Source organism: Oryzobacter faecalis (assembly GCF_046764005.1).
GTDB classification, from domain to species: Bacteria; Actinomycetota; Actinomycetes; order Actinomycetales; family Dermatophilaceae; genus Oryzobacter; species Oryzobacter faecalis.
Genome location: NZ_JBKOFW010000004.1, coordinates 333825 through 358260, shown reverse-complemented (window position 1 = coordinate 358260; position 24436 = coordinate 333825). Strand labels below are relative to the sequence as shown.

The 24436-nt window shown below is 74.4% G+C and carries 16 protein-coding genes; 8 read left to right on the top strand and 8 right to left on the bottom strand.

Annotated features, from left to right (window positions below; all coding sequences use genetic code 11):
• The first annotated feature begins 26 nt into the window (after window positions 1-26).
• Window positions 27-764: a TIGR03089 family protein gene (locus ACK8HX_RS10545; RefSeq protein ID WP_411940649.1), complete on the top strand. Its 738-nt coding sequence runs from the start codon at window positions 27-29 to the stop codon at window positions 762-764.
• A gap of 147 nt (window positions 765-911) precedes the next feature.
• On the opposite strand, the gene ACK8HX_RS10540 is transcribed toward ACK8HX_RS10545, so the two are convergent.
• Window positions 912-2765 (bottom strand): peptidoglycan-binding domain-containing protein, encoded by a 1854-nt coding sequence (locus ACK8HX_RS10540; RefSeq protein ID WP_411940648.1) that lies wholly within the window; start codon window positions 2763-2765, stop codon window positions 912-914.
• A 362-nt stretch (window positions 2766-3127) separates the two neighbouring features.
• On the opposite strand from ACK8HX_RS10540, the gene ACK8HX_RS10535 reads away from it, so the two are divergent.
• Window positions 3128-3919 carry a CoA transferase subunit A gene (locus ACK8HX_RS10535; RefSeq protein ID WP_411940647.1) on the top strand — a complete coding sequence of 264 codons (792 nt, stop codon included), beginning with the start codon at window positions 3128-3130 and terminating at the stop codon, window positions 3917-3919.
• Window positions 3920-3922: 3 nt separating this feature from the next.
• Window positions 3923-4561, top strand: a complete 639-nt coding sequence (locus tag ACK8HX_RS10530; RefSeq protein WP_411940646.1) for a CoA transferase subunit B — start codon at window positions 3923-3925, stop codon at window positions 4559-4561.
• A 108-nt stretch (window positions 4562-4669) separates the two neighbouring features.
• Here ACK8HX_RS10530 and ACK8HX_RS10525 read toward each other — a convergent pair whose 3' ends face one another.
• Window positions 4670-7024 carry a cell wall-binding repeat-containing protein gene (locus tag ACK8HX_RS10525; protein ID WP_411940645.1) on the bottom strand — a complete coding sequence of 785 codons (2355 nt, stop codon included), beginning with the start codon at window positions 7022-7024 and terminating at the stop codon, window positions 4670-4672.
• Window positions 7025-7294: 270 nt separating this feature from the next.
• Window positions 7295-9616: a SpoIID/LytB domain-containing protein gene (locus ACK8HX_RS10520; RefSeq protein WP_411940644.1), complete on the bottom strand. Its 2322-nt coding sequence runs from the start codon at window positions 9614-9616 to the stop codon at window positions 7295-7297.
• A 155-nt stretch (window positions 9617-9771) separates the two neighbouring features.
• Here ACK8HX_RS10520 and ACK8HX_RS10515 point away from each other — a divergent pair, with 155 nt between their 5' ends.
• Complete coding sequence (locus ACK8HX_RS10515; RefSeq protein WP_411940643.1) at window positions 9772-10458, top strand: glycosyltransferase family 2 protein; 687 nt, start codon at window positions 9772-9774, stop codon at window positions 10456-10458.
• A gap of 25 nt (window positions 10459-10483) precedes the next feature.
• Window positions 10484-10867, top strand: coding sequence for a DUF2304 domain-containing protein (locus tag ACK8HX_RS10510; RefSeq protein WP_411940642.1), 384 nt, complete (start codon window positions 10484-10486; stop codon window positions 10865-10867).
• A gap of 25 nt (window positions 10868-10892) precedes the next feature.
• Here ACK8HX_RS10510 and ACK8HX_RS10505 read toward each other — a convergent pair whose 3' ends face one another.
• From ACK8HX_RS10505 to ACK8HX_RS10495, 3 genes are read right to left on the bottom strand one after another with little or no spacing between them, the layout of a single operon-like run.
• Window positions 10893-11663, bottom strand: a complete 771-nt coding sequence (locus ACK8HX_RS10505; protein ID WP_411940641.1) for an ABC transporter ATP-binding protein — start codon at window positions 11661-11663, stop codon at window positions 10893-10895.
• Window positions 11663-12466 (bottom strand): ABC transporter permease, encoded by an 804-nt coding sequence (locus ACK8HX_RS10500; RefSeq protein ID WP_411940640.1) that lies wholly within the window; start codon window positions 12464-12466, stop codon window positions 11663-11665. Before ACK8HX_RS10500 ends, ACK8HX_RS10505 begins: the two co-directional genes overlap by 1 nt.
• Window positions 12463-15060, bottom strand: a complete 2598-nt coding sequence (locus ACK8HX_RS10495) for a CDP-glycerol glycerophosphotransferase family protein (protein WP_411940639.1) — start codon at window positions 15058-15060, stop codon at window positions 12463-12465. The genes ACK8HX_RS10500 and ACK8HX_RS10495 overlap by 4 nt, the downstream gene beginning before the upstream one ends.
• A 99-nt stretch (window positions 15061-15159) precedes the next feature.
• Here ACK8HX_RS10495 and ACK8HX_RS10490 point away from each other — a divergent pair, with 99 nt between their 5' ends.
• Together ACK8HX_RS10490 and ACK8HX_RS10485 are read left to right on the top strand one after the other, a co-directional pair.
• On the top strand, window positions 15160-17226 hold the full coding sequence (locus ACK8HX_RS10490) for a DUF6541 family protein (protein ID WP_411940638.1): 2067 nt from the start codon (window positions 15160-15162) through the stop codon (window positions 17224-17226).
• A gap of 61 nt (window positions 17227-17287) precedes the next feature.
• Window positions 17288-18307 (top strand): glycosyltransferase, encoded by a 1020-nt coding sequence (locus tag ACK8HX_RS10485; RefSeq protein ID WP_411940637.1) that lies wholly within the window; start codon window positions 17288-17290, stop codon window positions 18305-18307.
• Window positions 18308-19081: 774 nt separating this feature from the next.
• Here the strand turns inward: ACK8HX_RS10485 and ACK8HX_RS10480 are convergent.
• Complete coding sequence (locus ACK8HX_RS10480; RefSeq protein ID WP_411940636.1) at window positions 19082-21385, bottom strand: CDP-glycerol glycerophosphotransferase family protein; 2304 nt, start codon at window positions 21383-21385, stop codon at window positions 19082-19084.
• Between the two features lie 43 nt (window positions 21386-21428).
• Entirely contained in the window at window positions 21429-22955 is a 1527-nt protein-coding gene (locus ACK8HX_RS10475) for an LCP family protein (RefSeq protein WP_411940635.1), read from the bottom strand.
• A gap of 168 nt (window positions 22956-23123) precedes the next feature.
• On the opposite strand from ACK8HX_RS10475, the gene ACK8HX_RS10470 reads away from it, so the two are divergent.
• Window positions 23124-24392, top strand: coding sequence for an LCP family protein (locus ACK8HX_RS10470; protein WP_411940634.1), 1269 nt, complete (start codon window positions 23124-23126; stop codon window positions 24390-24392).
• The last annotated feature ends 44 nt before the right edge of the window (window positions 24393-24436 follow it).

Below are 24436 nucleotides of genomic sequence, written 5' to 3'. Positions count from 1 at the left end.
GGGCCTGCGCCCGGTAGGTTGGCGCGGTGACCAGCCCCACCACGGTCCCCGCCGTCCTCGCCCGGCTCGTCGGGTCCGACCCCGGCCGCCCCCGCATCACCGTCTACGACGACACCGACGGCCCCACCCGCGGTGAGCGGGTCGAGCTGTCGGCCCGCGTCCTCGCCAACTGGGTCGCCAAGGCGGCCAACCTCCTCCAGGACGAGCTCGACGCCGGGCGCGGCACCGTCGTCCGCCTCGACCTGCCCCCGCACTGGCGCACCCTGTACTGGGCCCTCGCCGCGTGGTCGGTCGGCGCGTGCGTCGAGGTGCCGGCGCACCGGACCTCCGCCGCCCGGTCGGAGGTCGGCCAGGCGCCTGCCGACGTCGTCGTCACCGACGACCCGGCGGCGGCGGAGGAGGCCGAGGAGGGCGTCCTCGTCACCCTCGCCGCGCTCGCGCGCACCGCGGCGGTCCCGGTGCCACCCGGTGTCGTCGACGAGGCGAAGGAGGTCGCGACGCACGGCGACGTCCTCGCCGCGTGGGAGGAGCCCGCCGGCCACGACCCCGCGCTGCGCGACGGCGGCACGACGCCCTACGCCGCGCTGGTGCCCGTCCCCGAGGCCGGCCGGGTCCACACGGCGACCGGTGACACGGCCGCGTTCCTGCGGCTCGCCCTCGCGGCGTGGGCGGCCGACGGCTCGGTCGTCCTCACCCGTGGGGAGCCCGCCGCCGACGTCCTGCGGGCACGGCTCGAGAGCGAGGGCGTCACCCGCCACGCCTGAGCGGCCCGCCACGCCCGGGACGCGACCGGCGTCCCGAGATCGACGTATCGGACGATCTCCGTACGGGACGGGCGGCGGCGGGGGACGCAGACGGGCCCGGCCCCCGCGAGGGAGCCGGGCCCGTCCCCGGACCAGCCGCGTCCTCCGTCAGCGCGGCATGCGGGCCTCGACGGCCTTCCAGGTCACCGTGCCGACGACACCCGTCTGGGTCAGCCTGGCGGCCTTCTGGAGGGCCTTGACCGCGGACTCCGTCTTCGTCCCGAAGGACCCGTCGGCGGTGATGCGCAGCGCCTTCTGCAGCGCGGTGACGGCCGCACCCTTCGACCCCTTCTTGAGGACGGTGCCCCAGTGCGGGAGGAGGGGGTGGACCTTGAGCTCGAGCGCGTTCCAGGTCCGCGTGTCGACGACGCCGGTCGCCGGGAGCCTGCGGGAGGTCTGGAACGCCTTGACCGCCGCCGTCGTGCGCGAGCCGAACTTCCCGTCGACGACGAGCCCGCCCAGGCCCTGCTGGAGCACGCGCACCGCGGCGCCGCTCGAGCCGGCCTTGAGGACGGTCCTCTTGTGCGGGGTGAAGGCGGTGGCCAGGGCTGCGCTCGTCGTGCCGGTCGTCGGCGTGGAGGTCGCCGGCTTGGCCGGGGCCATGAGGGCGGCCCAGACCTTGGCGTCGACGATGCCGTTGACGGTCAGGCCCTTGGCCTTCTGGTACTCCTTGACGCGCGCCTCGGTGGCGCGCCCGAACGAGCCGTCGACCGTGAGCCTGCCGATCGCCTTCTGCATCGCCTTGACGGCCTCGCCCTTCGACCACAGCTTGAGGGTGAGGTGCCTGTACTTGGCGAGCGGGTGGGCCGTCGTGCTGCCCGACGGGGGCGGGGTGGCCGGGGTGGAGGGCGCCGGGGCGGGCGCCGGGGCGGGCGCGGCGACGGCAACACCCATGAGGGCGTTCCACACCGGCTTGTCGACGACGCCGTTGACGCTGATCCGCTTCGAGGACTGGTACTCGCGCACGCGGGTCTCGGTGGCCGGGCCGAACGAGCCGTCGACGCTCAGCTTGCCGATGGCGCTCTGCAGGGCCTTGACGGCCTCGCCCGACGAACCGCGCTTGAGGACGGTGTTGACGTACTTGACGAGCGGGCTGCGCGGGGGGACCAGGCCGAGCGAGACCATCTTCGCCCAGGTCGCCTCGTCGAGCTTCTTCGTCACGGGCACGCCGTTCCTCGACTGCCAGGTGCCGAGGGCGGAGGCCGTCAACGGCCCGAACTTCCCGTCGGCCTCCACCCCGATGACCTTCTGCGCCAGGGCGACGTCGGGGCCGCTCGAGCCCTCGGCGAGGACCGGGTAGCCGCTCGAGGTGAGGACCGGGGCCGACGGGAGCGGCGTCGACGTGGGGCCGCTCAGCGGGGAGGTGACGGCCACACCGGTCCACCACGACGTGCGCTTGTACGCGCCGTCCCAGTTGAACGAGATGTGGATGTGGTCGGTGTGCGGGGAGACGCCGTAGTAGGGCGCCCAGCCGCGGGCGGGGTCGTAGGCGCGCCACTGCTGGCGGTTCCAGATGATGTAGTTGATGCCGAACCGCTTCGCCATCGCGCCCGGGCGCCCCTGGCTGTCCGGGGCCGCGAGCCAGCGGGTGATGGCGTTGGCGAGCGCGAGCTGCTCGGGGTTGTTCGCGTTGATCATCCAGTCCAGGGCCCGGCCCTCGCCGTGCTCGGCGGCGCAGTGGCGCAGGATGCCGTAGCTGCGGCTGCCGTAGGTCGCGTTGAGCAGCTTCGCGAAGGCGACCGCGCCGGGCTGGTTCTCCGTCAGGCACTGGGTGCCCTTCTGGTAGCCCGGGGCGACGTCGAGGGCCGTGGGGAGGGGCTTGGCCGGCTTCGGCGTCGGGAAGACCGACCCACCCGCGGGCGCCGTGGCCAGCGGGAACGCGATGACGGAGGCGGAGACGGCCCCGAGGGTGCGCACGGGGATGCGGCGCTCGCGACGGGACTCCGGGTGGGACAGGGACACGGCGGGGTGCTCCTCCAGGCAGGGGGCGGCTCGGCAGGGGTTCGAGACGCACTGGCGCTCCCCCCGTCCCGGACGTCACATCCGTCACAGGAGAACCACGCAGCGAGACAGTTGTCCCATGCCGCAGGCCGTGCTGCTACACGGTTCGGCGAATTACACGGATGTATTTCTCAGGAGTCTCACACGTCACGCAATTCCTTCACGATACCGCCGCGTATGACGAAGATCCTTCGATGTCGTGCGGGGGCCGTTCGGCCAGGAGATCCCGTCCGTGTGGGTGACCCCCCGCCACCCGGCAGACGCTCGCGCTGTGCTCCCGCCCCATGGCGGGCACCCCTGACCGCGTCGATAGGGTGCCGACCATGGACAAGGTCGTCACCACCCCAGCAGCCGCCGTCGCCGGGATCTCCGACGGGGCCACCCTCGCCGTCGGCGGGTTCGGGCTCTGCGGCATCCCGTCGGTCCTCATCGCCGAGCTGCACCGCGCCGGCACGAAGGACCTCGAGGTCGTCAGCAACAACTGCGGGGTCGACGACTGGGGCCTGGGCATCCTCCTCGGGGCCCACCAGATCCGCCGCATGGTCTCCTCGTACGTCGGGGAGAACAAGGAGTTCGCGCGCCAGTACCTCGAGGGTGAGCTCGAGGTCGAGCTGACGCCGCAGGGCACCCTCGCCGAGCGGCTGCGCGCCGGCGGGGCCGGCATCCCCGCGTTCTTCACCCCCACCGGCGTCGGCTCCCAGGTCGCCGACGGCGGCCTGCCGTGGAGGTACGGCAGCGACGGCACCGTGGCGGTGGCCTCCCCCGCCAAGGAGGTGCGCGTCTTCACCGGCGCCGACGGAACCGAACGCGAGTACGTCCTCGAGCACGCGATCGTCGCCGACTTCGGCCTCGTGCGCGCCTGGAAGGGCGACCGCCACGGCAACCTCGTGTTCAACAAGTCCTCGCGCAACTTCAACCCCCTCGCCGCGATGGCCGGCCGCGTCACCGTCGCCGAGGTCGAGGAGCTCGTCGAGCCCGGCGAGCTGGACCCCGACGAGGTCCACCTGCCCGGCATCTACGTCCAGCGCGTGCTGCCGCTCACCCCCGAGCAGGCCGCCGACAAGCGCATCGAGCGCCGCACCGTCACCGCGACCCCCGAGACCACGGAGGCCTGACCCATGCCCCTCACCCGTGAGCAGATGGCCGCCCGCGCCGCCGCCGAGCTGGAGGACGGCGCCTACGTCAACCTCGGCATCGGCCTGCCGACGCTCGTGCCGAACTACGTCCCCGACGACGTCGAGATCGTCCTGCAGTCCGAGAACGGCATCCTCGGCGTCGGCGCCTACCCCACCGAGGACGCCGTCGACCCCGACCTCATCAACGCCGGCAAGGAGACCGTCACGGTCCGTCGCGGCGCCTCGTACTTCGACTCCGCGACGTCCTTCGGGATGATCCGCGGCGGCAAGGTCGACGCCGCCATCCTCGGCGCCATGCAGGTCTCGGCCTCGGGCGACATCGCCAACTGGATGATCCCCGGGAAGATGGTCAAGGGGATGGGCGGGGCCATGGACCTCGTCCACGGCGCCAAGCACGTCATCGTCCTCATGGAGCACGTCGCCAAGGACGGCTCGCACAAGATCGTCGACGAGTGCACCCTGCCGCTCACCGGCAAGGCGGTCGTCCAGCGGATCATCACCGACCTCGCCGTCCTCGACGTCACGGACGACGGTCTCGTCCTGCGCGAGCTCGCCCCGGACGTCACCGAGGAGCAGGTCCGCGAGGCCACCGGCGCCCCCTTCACGGTCGCCCTCACCTGACGCCTGGGGTCGCACCCGCCAGCGCGTCCGCCGTAGCGGGAGTCGCGACCTACCGCCTGGTCAGTGCTGTGATCACAGCGCTGACCAGGCGGTAGGTCGCGCCGGAGCTCAGCCGATGACGCGCTGGGCCGCCCCGCCGACGGTGAGGTCGACCGCGGCCGGCCCGCCGACGACGACGAGCCCGTCGAGGTCGGGGGCACTCGCGATCCACGACTCGACCGGCGCGGGAAGCGCGGTGCGCCGCGACACCATCGTCACGCGGCCGAGCTGGCCGGCGGCGAGCATGTCGACGAGCGAGCCGTCCTCCCCGCTCGCGAGGACGACGTCGCGCACCGGCATCACCGAGCGCGCCCACGTGCCGACGGCCGTGGCCGTCTCGTAGCGGTTGGGGCCGGCGACCCGCCGCGGCGAGGGCAGCCGGCGCAGGACCTCGTCGGAGACGGCCGCGGTCCCGCCGCCGACGACCGTGGAGGTCGTCCCCGAGTCGGCGAGGAGGCGGCGCGTCACGTCGGGCACGCGGTCGGGGCGCACGAGGACGACCGGGCGCCCCAGGGCCGCGGCGGGCCCGGCGAGGACGAGCCCGTCGACGAGGGAGGCCTGCGCCGCCCCGGCGACGAGCACCGAGGGGTGTCGCGGCCCCATCGCGCGGGCCACCTCGACCGAGGTCGAGTAGCGGTCGGCGCCGCCCACCCGGGTCACCGACGCGACGCCGAGCGCGGTCAGCTGGTCGCGGACGGCCTCCGGCACCGCGCCGGCGCCGCCGACGAGGATGGCCGTCGTGGCCTGCCGACGGGCGACCTCCGCGCGCGTGGCCGGCGAGAGCCCGGTGGCCGAGGACAGGAGCAGCACGCCGCCGCGGGCCCGTGCGAGCGGGGCGGCGACGAGCGCGTCGGCCATCCCGGCGTCGGTGCCGCTCGCGACGACGACGGTCTGCGCGGCGGGCGACTCCTCCCGGGCCACGGCCACGGCGGTCGCGTAGCGGTCGTCGCCGGCGAGGCGCGGTGGGCAGAAGCCGTCGGGCGCACCCGGGGCGCCCTCGACCCGGACGACGCGCACGACCGGTGGCACCGTGGCCGCCGTGCCGGAGCCGCTCGACGCGGTGAGGGTGACCCGGTACTCGCCCGGCGGGGCCCAGCGGCCGTCGGAGAGGCGGCCTCCCCACGTGGCGTTCACCGGGCTCGACGTCGACGCCGACCCGCTCGTCGACCACTGGGTCTCGGTGCGGCACACGCTCGACACCGTCATCCGCCACGAGACGTTCGCCGTCGCGCGGGCGCGCAGCGTGGTCGCGCCCGAGCCGTAGAGCAGCGAGGACGAGGACAGCGTCGGCTCGAAGAGCATCGTGCCCTGGAGGTTGCGGGCGGGCTGGCGCATGCCGGGGATCAGCGCGTAGTACCGCGCCCCGGGGCAGCTCGTCTGGTTGAGGTCGCGGTGCCCGATGACCGTCGGGAGGACGCCCTTGCCCTCGATCATCGTCGTCGCGGTGGGGTCGACGTGCGCGAGGCCCAGCTTCCAGGCGATGAGCCTGGTCTGCGCCGTGACGACGGCCGCCGGCGGAGCGACGGATCCGAAGTCACCGAGGGCGGAGGCGCCGAACGTCTGGCTGTTGAACCCGCCCGCGTGGGCGCCGGCGACCGGCTGGTCGATCCCGCCGGCGCGCCCCTCCCAGATCCGGCCGAAGCGGTCGATGAGGAAGTTGTAGCCGACGTCGTTCCAGCCGCGGCCGTTGACGTGGAAGGTGTAGATCCCGCGGATGATGCCGGGCACCTGGGCCTGGCTGTACGAGTTCGTGCCGGCCGTGTGGTGGACGACGGCGGCCCTGATCGTCCCGTACGAGGGTGCGCCCTTGCGCAGCGACTCGTCGGCGCCCCACTGCGAGCGCGGGAGGATCGTCGGCTTCACCGCGCCGGCGGAGGCCCCACCGGCGACGGCCGGGCCACCGGAGTCGGCGTCGGAGCGGCCGGGGTCGATGACGTCGAGCCGGGCCCGGTCGGGCCGCGCGGCTGCACTGGCTCCGGCCACCCGGACCTGGACGGCCTCGGCCGTGGACACCCACGGGTCGGTCCCGCCGCGGGCCGTCGCGGCCTCGGGGGTGCCGGGGTCCGGGGTGTGCTCGTCCTCGACGTCCATGGCGGTCCACGGTCCCCAGCCGAGGGCGGTGCGCTCGCGCAGCTCGACGCGGTCGGCGGGGGTCAGGGCGCCGGCGGGCCAGCTGACGCCGACGACCCGCAGGCCGCCCGTGGCGACCGGGTCCGACTCGGCGCGCGGTCCGGCGGCGCGGGCCCCCGGTCCGGGGTCGGTCGTCCGCAGCGAGGCGCTCGTGACGGCGCTCTCCACGGGGCGGGGCGCCGGCGCCGCGCTCGTCGGGCCGACCGTCGCGACCGGGAGCCCGAGGGCGAGGGCGGCGGCCACGACGAGGGACCCGAGGCGGCGCGAGGTGGGGCGGGGCAGGGAGACAGGCATGGCGAGGACCAACCGAAGGTGCAGGGGGTGCAGGGACCTCCACTGTCACACAGGCCGGTCCCACGCGCCTCCCGAACCCCACAGGTCACAGGATTCTCCCGGCGCCACGCCCTGTGGGCCGCGCATCTCGTGGCTCGAGGCGTCCTTCGGCCGTGCGATCCGCATCCCGAGGCCGCTCCGACCTCGCCCTCGGTCCGACCTACCGCCTGGTCAGTGCTGTGATCGCGACACCGACCAGGCGGTAGGTCGAGATGAGGGGGCTGGGGCGGGTCAGCTGCGGGCGGCTGCGGTGAGCAGGCCCGCGGGCACGGCGCTCGTCCCGCCGACGGCGGTGACGAGGTCGAGGTCGGCGGTGCGCTGGAGGGTGCGCGCCGTCGCCTCGGGCAGCGAGCCGCGGGAGGTGAGGACGAGGAGCTTGCCGAGGCTGCCGGCGACGAGGGAGTCGACGAGGGCCTCGTCGGCCCCGGCCGTGAGGACGACCTCGGCGGTCGAGGGCACCCGGGTGCGGTAGAACTCGGCGACGGCCGCGGAGGACCCGTAGCGGTCGTCCCCGGCGAGGCGCACGACCTGGAGCCCCCGTGACGTCAGCTCGGAGACCACCGCGGGCCCGACGACCGACTCGCCGCCGACGACCCGGGCGTGCGTCGCCTTCGTCGTCGTCAGCGCCCGGCGGGTCGCCTCGGCGAGACCGGCGGCGGGGGTGAGGAGGATCGGCTCCTTCGTCGCGTTCGCGGCGCCCGAGGCGCCCAGCGCGTCGGCGAGCCCGTCGCCGCCGACGACGACGATGCCGGACACGGTTCTGCGCGAGGCGATCTGGGCAGCCACGGCTTCCGACGTGCCGTACCGGTCGGACCCGGCCACGCGGACGACGGTGAGCCCGCGGCCCTTGAGGGCCGACACGACGGCCTCGGACACGACGCCCGGGCCACCGACGACATAGGCCGTCCTGACGGTCGAGCCGCGCCGGTTCAGCTCGGCCACCGTGGCGGCCGGCAGGTAGGTGCGGGCGGTGAGCAGCAGCGGGGCGACGAGCGTGCCGGCGAGCGGACCGGACACGGCGGCGTCGACGAGGCTGGAGTCGCCCGCCGCGAGGACGACCGAGGTCGCCGAGGGTGCGACCCGCTGGGCGACCGCCGCGCCCGTGGCGTACCGGTCGCTGCCGGACAGCCGGCCGGTGAGGTGGCGCACGGCGATCGACTTGATGCCGAGGCGGGTCCGCAGCTGCTCGCCGGTGATCGTCGCAGTGGCTCCGGAGGACGAGGTGGCGGTCGCGGTGTGGACCCCACCGTTGACCGTGCGGTCGCGCAGGTCGAGGCGGACGACGTCGGCGAGGCCGAACGCCGACGCCAGCGACGCCTGCGACGGCGTCGAGCGCCAGGAGCGGTTGGGGTTGCTGGGCCGCAGGCTCCACGGGTCGTCGACGCCGCGGATGTATGACAGCGGGGTGCCGCCCCACACGTCCTCGTTGTTCTCGGACCGGCCGCCGTGGGAGGAGGAGTAGTACGCCGAGATGATCGCGCCGCCGGAGCGCGCGACGTACCCGGTGGTGGCGCTGCCGGTGGCCCGGACGGCCGAGCGCCAGCTCGGCCAGTACGGCTCGTTGCCGTTCGAGAGCACCGTGCTGTAGCCGCCGAAGACCTGGTCGGCGCTCGTGTTGAGGACGTGGCAGTTGCACGAGCTCCGCAGGCCCGCGGCCTGCTTGACGAGGACGTAGCCGCGCGCCGCTGCCGCCTGGGCCTTGAGCGCCTCGACCGGCCACGACCACGGGCTCTCGGCGAGGTAGTCGAGGTACTCGTCGTGGACGCGGACCTGGTTGACGACGTTGAGGCTCGTCGTCGAGCGAGGCGTCACGACGAGGACGCCGTCGCGGTACTTCTTGCCGCCGACGGTGAGCAGGGTCGGCCCGGTGGCGCTCGGTGAGCGGTCGTCCCACTCGACGACGGCGGAGGCGCCGTCGAGGGTCGTCGTCGGGGTGCACGAGGCGCACGTGGCGCGTACCTGCCCGCCGGCCATCGAGAAGGTCACCGAGGCCGGTCCGCCGGCCTGCATCGCGGCCCCGCCGACCGTCACGGTGAACCGGCCCCCGCCGGTCGCCCCGGCGGGGTGCGCCGCGGACGTCACGGTCGTCGAGGTCGTGCCCTGCAGCAGGTTGACGTTGACCCAGACGGAGTCGGGGACGGCGTCGTAGGTCGTGCCCGTGTAGTAGTGCGCGAGGATCTGCTTCGCCGTGCGGCCGTCCTTGGCCATCTCCATCGCGCCGTACTGGCTCATCCCGAGGCTGTGGCCCCAGCCGGCGCCGCGCACCACCCACGAGGAGGGGGCGGCGGCAGAGGCGGAGGACGAGGCGGCGTCCGCCGTGCGCGCGGCCTCGTCCGCACCCGTGTCGCGCTCGCCGCCGGGGGTCGGCCGGTCCTGTCCCACTCCCCACTCGGACAGGTCGGGCCCCGGGCCCGGGGCCGCGGAGGGCGCCACGGACGGGGCGCTCGCGACACCCCCCGCCGCGACCGCGGGCACGGTCGCGGCCGTGAGGAGGCCGACGACGGTGACGCCGACGAGGGCAGCGGAACGGGGGACGGACCGAGGACGAGGCACCATTCGAGTCTGACACACCCGTCACTCAGGTCACAGGGCAACGCATCACGATCTCGGCCCCCGACCTGCGACGACGCCACGCGACGCGGCGCCGTTGGTACCGCCCGGTGGGTGGCGCGGGGCCCGTCCACCCGGGGGCCCTAGGCTGTACCGCGATGAGTGAGGCACTGCACGCGACCGACGGCGTCTGGCTCGTGGTCCCCCTCTACAACGAGGCGACGGTCATCGGCGACGTCGTCCGCACGGTGCGACAGACCTTCCCCCACGTCGTCTGCGTCGACGACGGCTCGTCCGACGGCAGCGGCGAGGCCGCGGCCGCGGCGGGGGCCACCGTCGTGCGCCACCCGGTCAACCTCGGACAGGGCGCCGCCCTCCAGACCGGGTTCGAGTACGCCCTCTCCGTGCCGTCGATGCGCTGGGTCGTCACCTTCGACGCCGACGGCCAGCACCAGGTGGCCGACGTCGTCGAGATGGTGCGCAAGGCGCAGGAGGAGGGCCTGGACGTCGTCTTCGGCTCCCGCTTCCTCGACGACCGCACCGAGGCCGGCGTGCTGAAGAAGCTCGTCCTGCGGGCCGCCGTCGGCTACACGAACCTCACGACCGGCACCCGGCTCACCGACGCCCACAACGGGCTGCGGGTGTTGTCGCGCGACGTCGTCTCCCGCATCGAGATCACCCAGAACCGGATGGCGCACGCGAGCGAGCTCGTCCACCAGATCGGCCGGCTCGGCGTGCGGTACGGAGAGAGCCCGGTCCACATCCTCTACACCGACTACTCGAAGGCCAAGGGCCAGTCGCTGTGGAACGCCGTCAACATCCTCGCCGACCTCATCCTCCGATGACCCGACCCACGAGGAGGGGCCGACCGTGAAGATCGTCCTCGTCCAGATCGTCCTCATCGCGGCGGTCGTCGCGGTCGCCGCCCGGCTGTTCCGCTCGCGCGGGGAGCGCAGCCAGGCGGTGCGCCGGATCGGGCTGCTGCTCTTCGCCGCGTTCGCCGTCGTGACCATCCTCTTCCCGAGGACGTGGACCGCGCTCGCGAACTCCCTGGGCGTCGGGCGCGGCGCCGACCTGGTCCTCTACGCCCTCGTCGTGGCGTTCCTGTCGAGCACGGTGACGACGTACCTCCGCTTCCGCGACATGGAGACCCGCTACACCCGCCTCGCGCGCCGGATCGCCCTCGACGAGGCCGGCGCCCCGCCCCCGGGGGCCGGGACCGGCGCCGCGGACGTGGCCGGACCGCGGACCTGACGCCGCGGGCTGGGCCCGCCCCGCGTCAGCGGCCGTTGCCGGCGCTCGTGTCCTCGTCGTACTGGGCGAGCGCCTCGGCGATGGTGCCGTCGGTGCGCAGCTCGCCCTGGCGCAGGTACAGGCCCCGCGTGCAGAACCGGCGCAGGTCCGGCTCGCTGTGGCTGACGAGGAAGAGCGTGCGCCCCGCGGCCAGGAGCTGCTCCATCCGCTGGTAGCACTTCTCGCGGAACGCCTTGTCCCCCACCGCGAGCACCTCGTCGACGAGGACGATCGGCTCGTCGAGGGTCGTGATGACCGCGAACCCGAGCCGCACCTGCATCCCCGAGGAGAAGTGGCGGTAGGGCATGTCGAGGCCGGCCTTCACCTGCGGCCCGGCGAACTCGATGATGTCGTCGAAGCGGTCGTCGATCTCGTCCTTGGACAGGCCGTGCAGGCCACCGGTGAGGTAGACGTTGTCGCGGGCCGTCAGCTCGCCGACGAAGCCGCCCGTCAGCTCGATCATGGGGGCGACGCCGCCGCGGACGTCGACCGATCCCTCGTCGGGGAGCAGGACGCCGGCGATCATCTTCAGCAGGGTGCTCTTGCCGCCGCCGTTGCCGCCGACGACCCCGACGGCCTCGCCGGCGGTGATGTCGAACGAGACGTCGCGCAGCGCCCAGAAGGTCTCGACCGGCGCGCCGGAGCGGCCGTGGAAGAGCAGCTCCCGCAGCTGCATCTTGCGCCGGCGCGAGCGGTAGAACTCGATGCCGAGCCCGTCGACCGAGATGACGGTGTCCGCGAGGACGGTGTCGCCCATCAGATCTCCTTGAGGACCGCGCGCTCGAGCCGGCGGAACACCGCGAACCCGACGACGAGGAGGACGAGGGAGATGACGACCGAGGCGCCGATGGCGCCCCAGTCGATCGGGTAGCGGTCGTGCCGGAAGAAGCCGGCGCGCATCATCTCGAGCACGCCCGTCATCGGGTTCAGCCAGGTGAGCTTCTGCCACGGCTGGGGCACGAGCTGGGCGCTGTAGATGACGGGGGTGATGTAGAAGAGCATCCGCAGCACGATGCGGACGACGCGCTGCATGTCGGTGACGAGGACCGTGACCGGGGCGAGGATCAGCCCCATCCCGAGCAGCCCGATCCCCTGAAGGACCACCGCCAGCGGGAACATGACGAGCCACCCGTTGAGGTGGGCCTCGCCGCGCACGAGGTAGACGACGAGGAAGGTGAGCAGCACCGGCAGCGAGAGCAGGTACTCGACGCCCTTGCTCAGGACGACCCGCACGACCCAGATCTCGCGCGGCAGCCGCGTCGAGCGCACGAGGCGCGCCTCGGAGAGCAGGGCGCGCGAGGTGTCGGTGAGCACCGAGGAGAACCACTGCCAGCTGAGCAGGCCGACGACGAGGAAGAGGAAGTACGGCGAGTGCCCGAGGTCGTCGCGCCGGAAGATGTAGACGAAGACGACGAAGTAGATCAGCGACATCAGGAGCGGGTCGAGGATCGTCCACACGTAGCCGAGGATGCTCGAGGCGTAGCGGACCCGCAGGTCGCGGCGCACGAGCGTGGCGAGGACCTTGCGCTTGTCCCAGACGGCTGTCGTCCGCTCGATCACGAGGTGGCTCCGATCGCCCTGGCGAACTCGTCCATGACGGTCGCGTTGTACTCCGCCGCGTCGAACGGAGGGTTCGGCACCTCGCCCCGCAGGGCCTGCGCCATCCCGGCGGCGAGGTCGTCGACGGTGCGCTCGACGACGACACCGGTGCCGTCGGGAAGGGCGTCGCGGACCGACCCGAACGAGGTCGACACGACGGGCAGGCCGAGGACGAGCGCCTCGAGGATGACCATCGGCTGGCCCTCGTAGTCGCTGGAGAGGACGAAGGCGTCGCACGTCGCCATGAGCGCCCACGGGTTCTCGAGGAGGCCGGTGAAGCGCACGGCGTCGCCGACGCCGAGCTCGCCGGCGAGGGCGACGTTGCGCGTGCGCAGCGGCCCGTCACCGATGACGACGAGGCGCGCGTTCGGGTGCTCCGCGTGGACCCGCGCGAAGGCGCGCACGAGCCGTTCGTGGTTCTTCTCCGGCGACACGCGCCCCACGGCGACGAAGGTGAACTCGTCCTCGCCGGTCCAGGCGTGCCGCAGCGCGAGCCGGCGGGTGATCTCGTGCTCGAGCTCGGGCACCCCGTGCTGGGCGGCGAGGTCGGCCGCAGTGGGGTTCGGCACGTCCGGGTCGAGCGGCTCGAAGAGGTGGTCGCCCGGCCAGGCCGCCTCGGCCGCGGGGTCGGGGGCGGCGCCGGCGCGGACCCGCTCGGCGTCGATGGCGTTGCGCGCCGCGACGAACTTCTCCGCGGGGGCGTACTGCGCGAGGTTGCGCGCGTTGATGTCGCGCAGCGCCGGGCTCACCGACACGAGGTGGTCGTAGTACCGGTACGCGGAGAAGACCGCGCCGAGGTGCTTCTCGTACGGGCGGACGCCGTCGACCTCGCGCATCTGGTCGGCGAGCAGGTCGTTGTGCATCCAGATCGACCGGCTGCGGGTCGGTGCCTCGGCCATGAGGAAGGTCCAGAACGGCGAGTAGCCGCTGAAGTCGACGAGGTGGTCGAAGCGTGCACCGCCGACGCACCGCATCCACTCCTGTGAGAGCAGGTGGAGCATCGTCTGCATGTCGCGGGGCGTCATCCGACCGCCGTGGTCGAGGAGGCGCTGGCGCCGGATGCGGTTCACGACACCGGTGTTGAAGCCGCCGACGCGGGCGAGCCGGCGCACCTCGTGCGGGATGGCGGCCGCGCTCGCCGCGACGACACCGGTGTCGGCGTAAGGGTGCAGGACGGTGACGTCGAACCGGCTGTGGTCGATGTTGCGCAGCAGGTTGAGCGCCGAGGCGGTGATGCCGTTGGCCTTCATCCCGCCGAGGTAGATCAGCAGGGTCGTGCGGCCGTCGCGGGTGGTCTCGCGGCTGTCGCCGATGACCTCCTTGCGCCGGAACACGACGTCGATGAGGCGCCGCGTGGCACCGCCGTCGTCCCGCGGCGCCCACGTGGCGCGGGCCGTGGCGTACCGCTCGGCGTGGGTGACGAGCGGGTCGTCGGCGTCTCCGGAGCCGACCGCGGCGACGAGGCGGGCCGCCTCCGCGGGCTCGGTGACGACCGGGCCGGGCAGCTCGTCGACGTCGAGGTAGAGGCCGCGAGTCGAGCGGTAGTGGTCGAGGTCCGGGGTGAGGAACACGACGGGCAGGCCGGTGGGGAGCGCGTCGTAGTAGATGCTGCTGAAGTCGGTGACGAGGACGTCGGCGGCGGCCAGCACGAGGTTCGCCGGCAGGTCGTTGGGGACGATGAGGCCGGCCGTCGCCGGGTTCGCCGCCACGAGGGCGTGGACCTGCTGGTGCACCTTGAGCAGCACCCGGTGGCCCTCGGGCAGGGCCGCCTCGATCTCCTCGACCTGGCGGCGCAGGTCCTCGCTGACGTCGTCGGGCTCGGCGAAGCTCGCACCGCGCCAGGTGGGCGCGACGAGGACGAGGCGCTGCTCGTCGGTGACCCTCACGCCGGCCTTGCGCAGGGCGGCGCGGGCGGTGGCGCGCGCGTCCTCCTCGAACATCCGGTCGGTGCGCGGGTTGCCGACCTCGAGGACCCGGCCGCGGTAGACGTTGACGAGCCGGTAGGCCGACTCGTACATCTGCCGGGTCATCGCCGGCGACCCCGAGACCACGTAGTCGCACATGAGGAAGTTGCGCACGACGTTGCGGGTGGCCGCGATGCCGCCCGGCTCGTCGTAGCCCATCCGCTTGAGCGGGGTGCCGTGCCAGGTGTTGAGGTAGACCTGCCCGGCGCGCTTGCCGAAGTAGGCCGGGAAGGTGGCGTTGTTGACGAGGAAGCCTGCAGTCGACAGCTCGCGGGCGTAGGCGAGGGAGTCGCGGGTGACGAAGCTGACGCGCGGGTGGTCCTTCCACGCGCGCAGCAGGTCGGGGTGGCGAGAGAGGTCGTCGAGGACCCACACGTGCTCGAGGTGGAGGAGGTCCTCGGCGTCGAGGAGGGTCCGGAAGATCGCTTCCGGGTGGCAGTGCATCCCCCGCCCCCCGAAGGCCTCGTAGAGGACGACGTGGCGGCGGATCGGCAGCTGCCGCACCGACTGTCGCCACTGCCCGACGGCGGCGAGCGCCGCCCTCCTCGGGAGTCGACCGGCCCCGCGCAGCACCCGTGCGGCGTCAGCCATGGATCGTCAGCTCTCCCGTTCGGTTCCGGTGTGCGGTTCGCCTTGCGCAGTGTAGTGGCGGGTCGACCGCCTCCCCGAATCGTGCCGTAGCCTCCTACGGTGCTGATCCCCGGGACCGCGACGTGGGTCGACGCCGCTCTCCCCGCCCTCGTCGCCCTGCTCCTCCTCCTCGTCCCCGGGCTCGTGGCCCTCTGGCTCCTCGGCTGCCGCAGCCTCCTCGCCCTGGCCCTCGCCGCGCCCGTGTCGACAGCGGTCGTCGTCGCCGGTGGCAGCGTCTCCGCACCGCTCGGGGTGCCGTGGGGTCCGGTGCCGCTGGCCGCCTCCGCGGGTGCGACGTGGCTGCTCGCGCTCGTGCTGCGCCTCGTCCTGCGCCGGGTCGGACGGGCGGGAGCCGTCGCCCAGACCCCGGGCGGCACGGGTGACGCGGACCGCGCTGGTGACGGGGGCGACCGGGGCGACGCGGGCGACGCACCCGCGACGCCGCCGTCCGATGCCGTGCCGGTGCGCGGGTGGCTGCTGGCCCTGGCGACCGGTGGCGGCGTCCTCCTCGCCGCGGCGGTCGTCGCCCGGGTCCTCACCGCGAGCGCCTCGACGCCCGAGCTGTTCCCCCAGCACCCGGACACGATCTTCCACCTCGGTGTGACCCAGTGGATGGCGACCGAGCGCGACGTGTCGTTCCAGCACGGCACGACGTTCAGCGACCGCCCGCTGAACGTCGCCTATCCCGTCGGGTTCCACGCCGTCGCCGCCACGGTCAGCCTGCTGAGCGGGGTCTCGGCGGTCGTCGCGATCTCCGCGCTCGTCGTCGTCGTGGCCGGCCTCGTGTGGCCGCTCGGGATGGCGGTGCTCGCCCGCACGGCCCTCGCGCCCTCCGCGTCGGCAGGCCCGGTGGCGGCGGTGCTCAGCGTGGTGTTCATCCCGTTCCCGTTCATGCTCATGGGCTTCGGGGTCCTGTGGCCCAACCTCTTCGGGCAGGCGATGGTTGCCGGTGTGCTCGCCGCCGCCGTCGCGCTGACCGACGTCATCGGCGGCCGCGAGCGGTCGCCCCGCGCGACGTGGACGCTCGCGGTCGCCACCCTGGCCGCTGTGCCCGGGCTCGCTCTCGGGCACCAGAGCGCCGTCATCGTCCTCGTCCTCCTCGCCGGGCTCGCCCTGTGGTTCGCGACGCTGCGCCGCGGGCTGGCGCAGGCCCGCGGCACGCGGTGGCGCTGGGCTCCGGTCCTCACGGTCACCGCGGCCATCGCCGCCGCGACCGTGGCCTCGCTCTACCTGAGCCCGACCTCGATGATCGAGGTCGGGGAACCGGGTGCCGAGATGACGCACGCGGAGGCGTGGACCGACGTGCTGGGATTCGCCCCGCGCATCGCCGAACCCGTGCCCCTCCTCGGGTACCTCGTCATCGCCGGCGTGCTCGCGGTGTGCGTCTGGCGGCGGCGGGCCCTGTGGGCGGTCGTCGCCACGGTGTCGTTCGCGGCGCTGTACTTCCAGACCGTCGCCATCGACGACGCGACCCTGCGGCACCTGTCGTGGCCCTGGTACAACAACGCGATCCGGATCGCCGCGGTGGGTGTCCTGCCCGCGGTCGTCGTCGCGACCGCGCTCTTCGCCGGGCTCGGGCGCGCCGTGGCCGTGCGCACCCGGCGGCCCTGGCTGGACCTGCTCGCCGCGGGCGTCCTCCTCGGGCTCGTCGTCGTGCCGCCGGCGGCGTGGAAGGACCGCGACGTCGACTGGTTGCGGCCGTACTTCCGTCCAGGAGAGGCGCGTTCGTGGGCCAGCCCCGGCGAGCTGAGGGCGCTGCGCGAGCTGTCGACCCACATTCCGGCGGACGCGGTCACCGCGGCCGACCCGTGGCGCGGTGGGTCCTACCTCTACGTCGTGAGCGGCCGGAAGATGTACTTCCCCACGGAGAAGACGAACACGACCCCGGAGACCCGCCTCGTCGGCTTCTCGCTGGACGAGGTCGGCACCGACCCCGAGGTGTGCCGGGTCGCCACCGAGAACCGGATCGAGTACGCCATCACCGGTGGGCTGCCCTTTCTGTGGGGCGCCGGCCGCTCGCGCGAGTTCTACGCGGGCGTCAACGACGTGGGGTCCTCCCCCGCCTGGGAGCAGGTCGCGGCCGCCGAGCCGTACACGCTCTACCGGCGCGTGGCCTGCGCGTCCTGACGTCCGGGGGCGCGACCCCGGTAGCCTGACCCGGCCCCGTCCACGACCCCCCAGGTGACCCGTGCCGCTGCCCTCCGTGTCGTACCTCGTGCCCGTCCTCAACGAGGCCGTTCGCCTGCCCGCCGCCGTCGGCGCGATCCTCGCGCAGGAGTACGACGGGCCGCAGGAGGTCGTCATCGCGGTCGCCCCGTCCACCGACGGCACCGCCGACGCCGCCGCCCGGCTCGCGGCCCGCGACCCCCGCGTGCGCGTCGTCGAGAACCCGCACACCGACATCCCGGTGGGGCTCAACGTCGCCCTGGCGGCCTCGAGCGGCGAGGTCGTCATCCGCGTCGACTCCCACACCGAGCTGCCGGCCGGGTACACGGCCGAGGTCGTCGCCGCGCTCGAGCGGTCCGGCGCGGCCAACGTCGGCGGCGTCATGAAGGCCCGCGGGCGCACCCCCTTCCAGCGCTCCGTGGCCCGCGCGTACAACAGCGGGCTGGGCCTCGGCGGCGGGCCGCACCACGCGGGCACCGTCGAGGGGCCGGCCGAGACGGCCTACCTCGGGGCGTTCCGGCGCGGACCGCTCCTCGAGGTCGGGGCCTGGGACGAGACGCTCAAGCGTGGCGAGGACTACGAGCTGAACCAGCGCCTCCTGGCCGCGGGGCACGCCGTCTGGCTCCTCCCCCACGTCGACGTCACCTACTGGCCGCGCGAGGGCTGGGCGCCGCTCGCCCGGCAGATGTACGCGACAGGCGTGTGGCGCGGCGAGCTCGTGCGCCGGCAGGGCCGCACGGCCGGGCGCTACCTCGCGGCACCGGCCCTCGTCGCGGGACTCGCCGCGAGCGCGGCCGTCGCGGTCACCGGGCTCGACCGGCGCCGCCCGCTGCCCTTCGCCCTCGCCCACCTCGCGCCCGCCGCCTACGCGGCCTTCCTCGGCCACGCGGCCCGGTCGATGGGGGCCGAGAGCCCGCGCGACCGGCTGCGGGACGCCGCCGTGCTCACCGTCATCCAGACGACGTGGGGCGTGGGGTTCGTCAAGGGCGTCGTCGGCGGGGCCGGGACGACCGTCGACAGCTCGCGCCTGCGCCGCCGGTAGCCGGTCACCTGCGCTCGCGGGTGGAGGCAGGGGGGTGGAGGTAGGCGGGTGGAGGCAGGCGAGGCGGGCGGGGCCCTCGTTCACGCGACACTCACCTGGGCAGCCGCCTCGCGCTCCACGGCGCGGTGGCGCGGTGGCGCGGTGGCGCGGTGGTGGCGCGTAGCGCGGTGGTGACGCGCTGGGCGGTGGTGGCGCGCTGGGCGGTGGTGACGCGCTGGGCGGTGGTGACGCGCTGGGCGGTGGTGACGCGCTGGGCGGTGGTGGCGCGGGGGCGCGGTCGAGCACTCGCCCACCATGGCTGGGTCACGCACTACGCTTTGCCTCCCCTGGCGAGGCAAAGCGTGCTGCCTCACCCGGCGAGGCAAAGCGATCTGCCTCCCGTGGAGACGCAGCCGCCTTCGCCTCCCGTGGAGACGCAGCCGCCTTCGCCTCCCGTGGAGACGCAGCCGCCTTCGCCTCCCGTGGAGACGCAGCCGCCTTCGCCTCCCGTGGAGACGCAGCCGCCTTCGCCTCCCGTGGAGACGCAGCCGCCTTCGCCTCCCGTGGAGACGCAGCCGCCTTTGCTTCCTGGGGTGACGCAGCCGCCTTTGCTTCCTGGGGTGACGCAGCCGCCTTTGCTTCCTGGGGTGACGCGAAGCGTAGCGAGCGAAGAGGTACCGGCCTTCGGCGCGGGCGGAGGCCCCCGTCGCCGAGAAGGCAGCCGGTGCGGCCGGGAGCGGACGTCGTGCGTGCGGGGCGGCCGCCGACCTCGGCGGGCTGGGCGGACCGCCACCCTCACGGGCGGAGGGCGCCGACCTCGACGAGCCTGTCGACGACGCGTTCCGACGCGTGGCCGTCGTCGAGCGGGTTGAACTCCGCCCGCCAGGCCCGGTACCGCGCGGACCAGCGGTCGCGCTCGGCCGGGTCGTGGGCCCGGGCCACGGCGTCGGCGCACTCCTGGACCGTGCGGACGAGCGGCCCGGGGGCCGTGGCGCGCAGGTCCCACGCGAACCCGCGGACCTCGCTCGCGTAACGCTCCTCGTCGGCGACGTAGAACACCAGCGGCCGACCGGTCGCGCTGAAGTCGAACATCACCGACGAGTAGTCCGTGACGAGGACGTCGGACACGGCCATGAGGTCGCTGACGTCGGGGTGGGCGGAGACGTCGAGGACCCGCTCGCCGTCGACGGCGCGGCGCCGGTCGAGGGTGCGGGCGTGGCCGCGGACGAGGACGGTCCAGTCGGGGCCGAGCCGCCGCGCGAGGTCGACGGCGTCGAGCGGGTCGGGGCCCTCGAGGGCGTCGTCGCGCCAGGTCGGGGCGTAGAGGACGACCTTGGGGGTCGTGACACCGAGCCGGTTGCGCAGGCCGGGGTCGGCGCCGGTGACGAGGACGTCGTTGCGCGGGTAGCCGAGGGTCCACATCGGCTTCGCGACCGCATAGCTGCGGCGCAGTGCGCGGGCCCCGAACGGGTTCTGCGCGAGCATCGCCGACCAGCGGGTCGACTGCTTGACGACCGCCGCGACGAGGCGCGGGGTCCGGCCGCGCCGACCGAGGGCGATCCGCTTGAGCGGGGTGCCGTGCCAGGTCTGGAGGACGAACTGGTCGCGCCGCGGCCGCCAGTCGTCCTCGATCCAGTCGTTGAGGACGAGGAGGTCGGCGGCGTCGCGCGCGGCCAGCCACTCGGGCGTCCCGACGCGGACCCCCGTGGCGCCATCGGGGACCTCCACCCCGTCGCGCGAGACCGACCACGTGCGCGTCGCCGTGGGAAAGCGGGTGGCGATCTCGCGGTCGAGCGCCGCCGGGTTGCAGGCCACGGTGCGCCCGTGGAAGCTCTCGAAGAACACCCGCTGCGGCCGCCCGGCTGCGGCACCGAGGAGCTCGTCCACCCGGTCGACGACGCGCTCGGCGGCCCGGCCGTCGGTGACCTCGTGGTAGCGCGCGGCGAGCCCGGCGGCGTGTGCTGCCGCCTCGTCGGCCGCCGACCCGCCGGGGAGGACCGCGTCGAGACGCTCGAGCGCCTCGGCCCAGGAGCGCTGCACCGACCCACCGGTGGTCTGCGCGTACGGGAGGTAGAGGCCGTGGCGTGCGGTGTACTCGGCCTCGTCCGGGGCGAGGAAGACGAGCGGGGACCCGGTCACCGCGGCGTCGACGACGATCGACGAGTAGTCGCTGACGACGGCGTCGACCCCCCACAGCACCCGGATGACGTCGGGCTCGACGGCCGACCCGAGGAGCCGGACCCGCTCGCCCTCGTGCGACCAGTCCCCGACGGCCAGCGGGTGCGGGCGGACGAGGAGGACGGCGTCGCGCGCCTCGAGCCAGGCGTCCAGCGCCGTCCACTCGGCCGCGGTCGGGACGACGGGGTCGCCCGCGCCGTCGCGCCACGTCGGGGCCAGGAGCACGACCGTGCGGTCGCCGAGCGGGCCGACGGCCTCCTCGAGCCGGCGCCGCGCCGCCGCGCGCCGGTCGCCGGCGCTCCCGCGGTGCAGGACGTCCGTGCGCGGCTCACCGAGCACCTCGACGCGGGACGGGTCGACGCCGAGGGCGCTCGCCATGAAGGGCCGCACGGTGGAGGAGGCCACGGGCAGCAGGCCGATGCGCGCCCCACCCCGCCGGTAGGCCTGCGCCAGCAGGCCCGGGACGGGGCCGCGGTCGCCGAGCACCGGCAGGCGCATCGCGGCCGGGCTGTCCAGGTGCATCCGCTTGAGCGGGCTCCCGTGCCAGAGCTGCACGACGAGCGCCCCCCGGGTGCCGAACCGGCTCGCGTCGCCGAAGCCGTGGGTGAGGACGACGACGCCGGCGCGCACGGCGGCACGGAAGGCGGCACCCGAGCCGTGCCGGGCCACGCGCACGCCGAGCCGGCGGGCGTCCTCCTCCTCGGCCTCGGACCGCGCCAGCCAGGTGACGTCGCGCCCGCGGCCCCGGGCGACGAGCTCCTCGACGAGGGCGCGGGCGCCGTCGTGGACGCCGAACGCACTGCCGACGACCCACCGCTCGCGACGGCGGGGCACGACGCGGGTCACGAGGTCGCCGAGGAGGTAGCGCGGCGCCCAGAGGAGCTTCGCCGCGTTCTGCCGGGCGAAGGCGTTGGACGTCACCGGAGGAGTATCCCGTACCGGCGTGAGCCCACCCGAGGCGGCGTCAGCCGGCCGAGCAGACGCTCGCGAGGTCGCTCGTGTCGGCGTCCGGGTCGCTGCCGGGGCGGTCCATCACGGCCTGCTTCGTCGGCTTCGCGGGCGTCGCGGCGGCCGGGCCGTCGCCCGAGGTCGAGGACGCCGTGGCCTTCGGCGCGGCCGCGGCGGCCCGGTCGTCGGCCCGCTCGGACCTCTCGATCGTCTGCGCCACCGTGCGCCGCACCACCTGCGGGTCGAAGTCCCACGGCTTGATGAGCGGGGGCACGAAGTTCACCGACGTGATCTTCTGCGCCTTGGTCCTCACCGCGACGTCGGCGAGCGCCGGCAGGGCCGCCTGCGGGACGTCGGTGCGCACGACGCCCTTCGTCGCCTCGAGGATCTCGCCGAGGTTGAGGGCGAGCGTCTGCGGGTCGAGCTGGCGGACCAGCGCCGTGACGACGCACCGCTGCCGCGCCATCCGCTCGTAGTTCGTCGACTTGGTGCGGCTGCGGGCGTACCACAGGGCGTGGTAGCCGTCGAGGTGCCGCTGCCCGGGCTCGATCCAGCCCTTGATCGGCGAGGCCCCACCACCGATCGGGGTGCGCCGCTGCACGGTGATGTCGAGGCCGCCGACGGCGTCGACGAGGCTGCTGAAGCCCTTGAGGTCGACGAGGACGTGGTACTGGACGTCGAGGTCGGTCAGGGACTCGACGGCCTCGGTCGTCGCGAGGACGCCCGGGTCGCCGGCATCCTTCGGGAACTGGTCCGCGTGGTCGTGGGCCCAGGTGTAGAGCCCGTTGAGCAGGCACTCGTCACCGCAGGTCCAGCCCTCGGGCATGAGCCGCGCCATCGTCGAGCCCGGCCGGAAGGTGATGTGCTCGGTCTCGCGGGAGAACCCGAAGAGCACGGCCCGGCCGGTCTCGGCGTCGACGCTCGCGAGCTGGATCGAGTCCGGGCGCAGGCCCTCGCGCCCGGCGCCGCTGTCGCCGCCGAGGAGGAGGATGTTGTAGCGCCCGTCGGCGGTGGCGAGCGCCTCGCCGGAGGTGAAGAGCGAGGCCATCGCGCTGCGCGCCTCGCCCACGGTCGTGCCGGCCCAGGCAGTGCCGCCGGAGAGGACGACGACCGCCACGAGGACGATGCCGAGGACGGTGCGCCGGTCGCGGCGGGTCAGCTCCTCGGGCCGGCCGAGGCGCCAGGCGTCGACGAGGAGCACGAGCCAGAGCGCCGCGACGCCGTAGAGGACCCACTCGGCGACCGCGAGGGTCCACCGGTGGGTGAGCACCGTGAGGGCGGCCTCGCGGCTGACGACGAAGAGCAGACCGAGGAGCACCCCCGAGCCGAGCAGGCCGGCCCACACCCGCAGGGCGGCGCGGCCGAGGGAGCGGTTGCCGGCCGCCAGCTGGGCCGAGCCGGGCAGGACGACCGTGAGGACGAGGAGGGCGAGGGCGCGGCGCCGGTTGCGGGCGAGGTCCCTGGGGGCCCTGGTGTCGACGCGGATCGGGCCGTCGGCCACCGACCGCCGCTCGAGCACGGCGCTGCCGCGGGTGCCTCCCATGGGGAACGAGTATCGGGGCCCCGGCGCCGGCGGCCCACCCGCCACGCCGGGGCCGACGCCGGCGATCGCCCCGGACCGCGTGCTGTCCAGCCACCGTCCAGCCTTCCTTGGCACACTGGGCGGTGGCCGTCGCGACCCGCGACGGCCGACCCGACGGGAGAGCCCTCCATGAGCGACGACCACGCCCGACCCATCCCCCAGCGGGGTGGGTCCGACGCGCGCGGTGGCGACGACGTCTTCGTCGTCGACACGCGGCGCGGGGCCAGGGGGGCCGGACGGGGTGGGCGAGGCGCGCCGCCCCCGCCGCCACCCCCGGCGGCCTCGGCTCCCGTGGCACCGCCGGCCGCCGCGACGGCGTACGACGAGCTCGGTCGCCCGGTGCGGCCCGGCGCTCCCCCGTCGGGGGGCGGGCGGCCACCGTCGGCCCCCCAAACCCCCCGCGGGCCGCGCCGACCCGGTGGTGCGCGCCGCGGGCTGCGCACGGTCGTCCTCCTGCTCGTCCTGTGGCTGGTCTTCCTCGTCGCGACGCCGGCGCACGCGTGGACCCAGGTGGCCCGCGAGGACACCACCCCCGGCGGCGACCGGCCCAAGGCGGCCGCCGGGCACACCTACCTCCTCGTCGGCTCCGACAGCCGCAAGGGGCTCACCGCGGAGGAGCAGAAGGAGCTCGGCGTCGGCAGGGACGACGGCGGGCGGCGCACCGACTCGATCATCCTCGTCCACACCCCGAGCGGGTCCGGGAAGCCGGTCGTCGTCTCGATCCCCCGCGACAGCTACCTCGAGATCCCCGGCGAGGGGAAGAACAAGGTCAACGCGGCCTTCGCGATCGGGGGGCCGAAGCTGCTCGCCGAGACCCTCGAGCTGGCGACCGGCCTGCCCATCGACGGGTACGTCGAGATCGGGTTCGGCGGGTTCGCCTCGGTCGTCGACAGCCTCGGCGGGGTCGAGATGTGCGTGCCGCGCGACATCGAGGACGACAAGGCGCACATCGACCTCAAGAAGGGCTGCCAGACCCTCAGCGGGAAGGACGCCCTCGGCTACGTGCGGGCCCGGTACTCCGACCCCAAGGGCGACCTCGGCCGCGCCGAGCGCCAGCGCCAGTTCCTCGGCGCGGTGATGAAGCAGGCCGCGACGCCCTCGACCGTGCTCGTGCCGTGGCGCTGGTGGGGCTTCACCCACGCGGCGGCGTCGGGAGTCGTCGTCGGTGAGGACACCTCCCTCGTCGACACCTACCGGATCCTCACGACGATGCGGAAGGTGTCCGGCGGCGAGGCGCTCGGCCTCGTCGTGCCGATCTCCTCGACGAACGCCTCGACGAGCGCGGGCAGCTCGGTGCTCTGGGACGACGAGCGAGCCGACGCGTTCTTTGCCATGCTGCGCGAGGGAGAACCCCTCACCGAGCCCCCTCCGGGGACCGACGGCGAGCCTGCCGGGTGACCGCCACCCACTCCCACCTGCTCGGTTCTGCGGATCGTGACCGA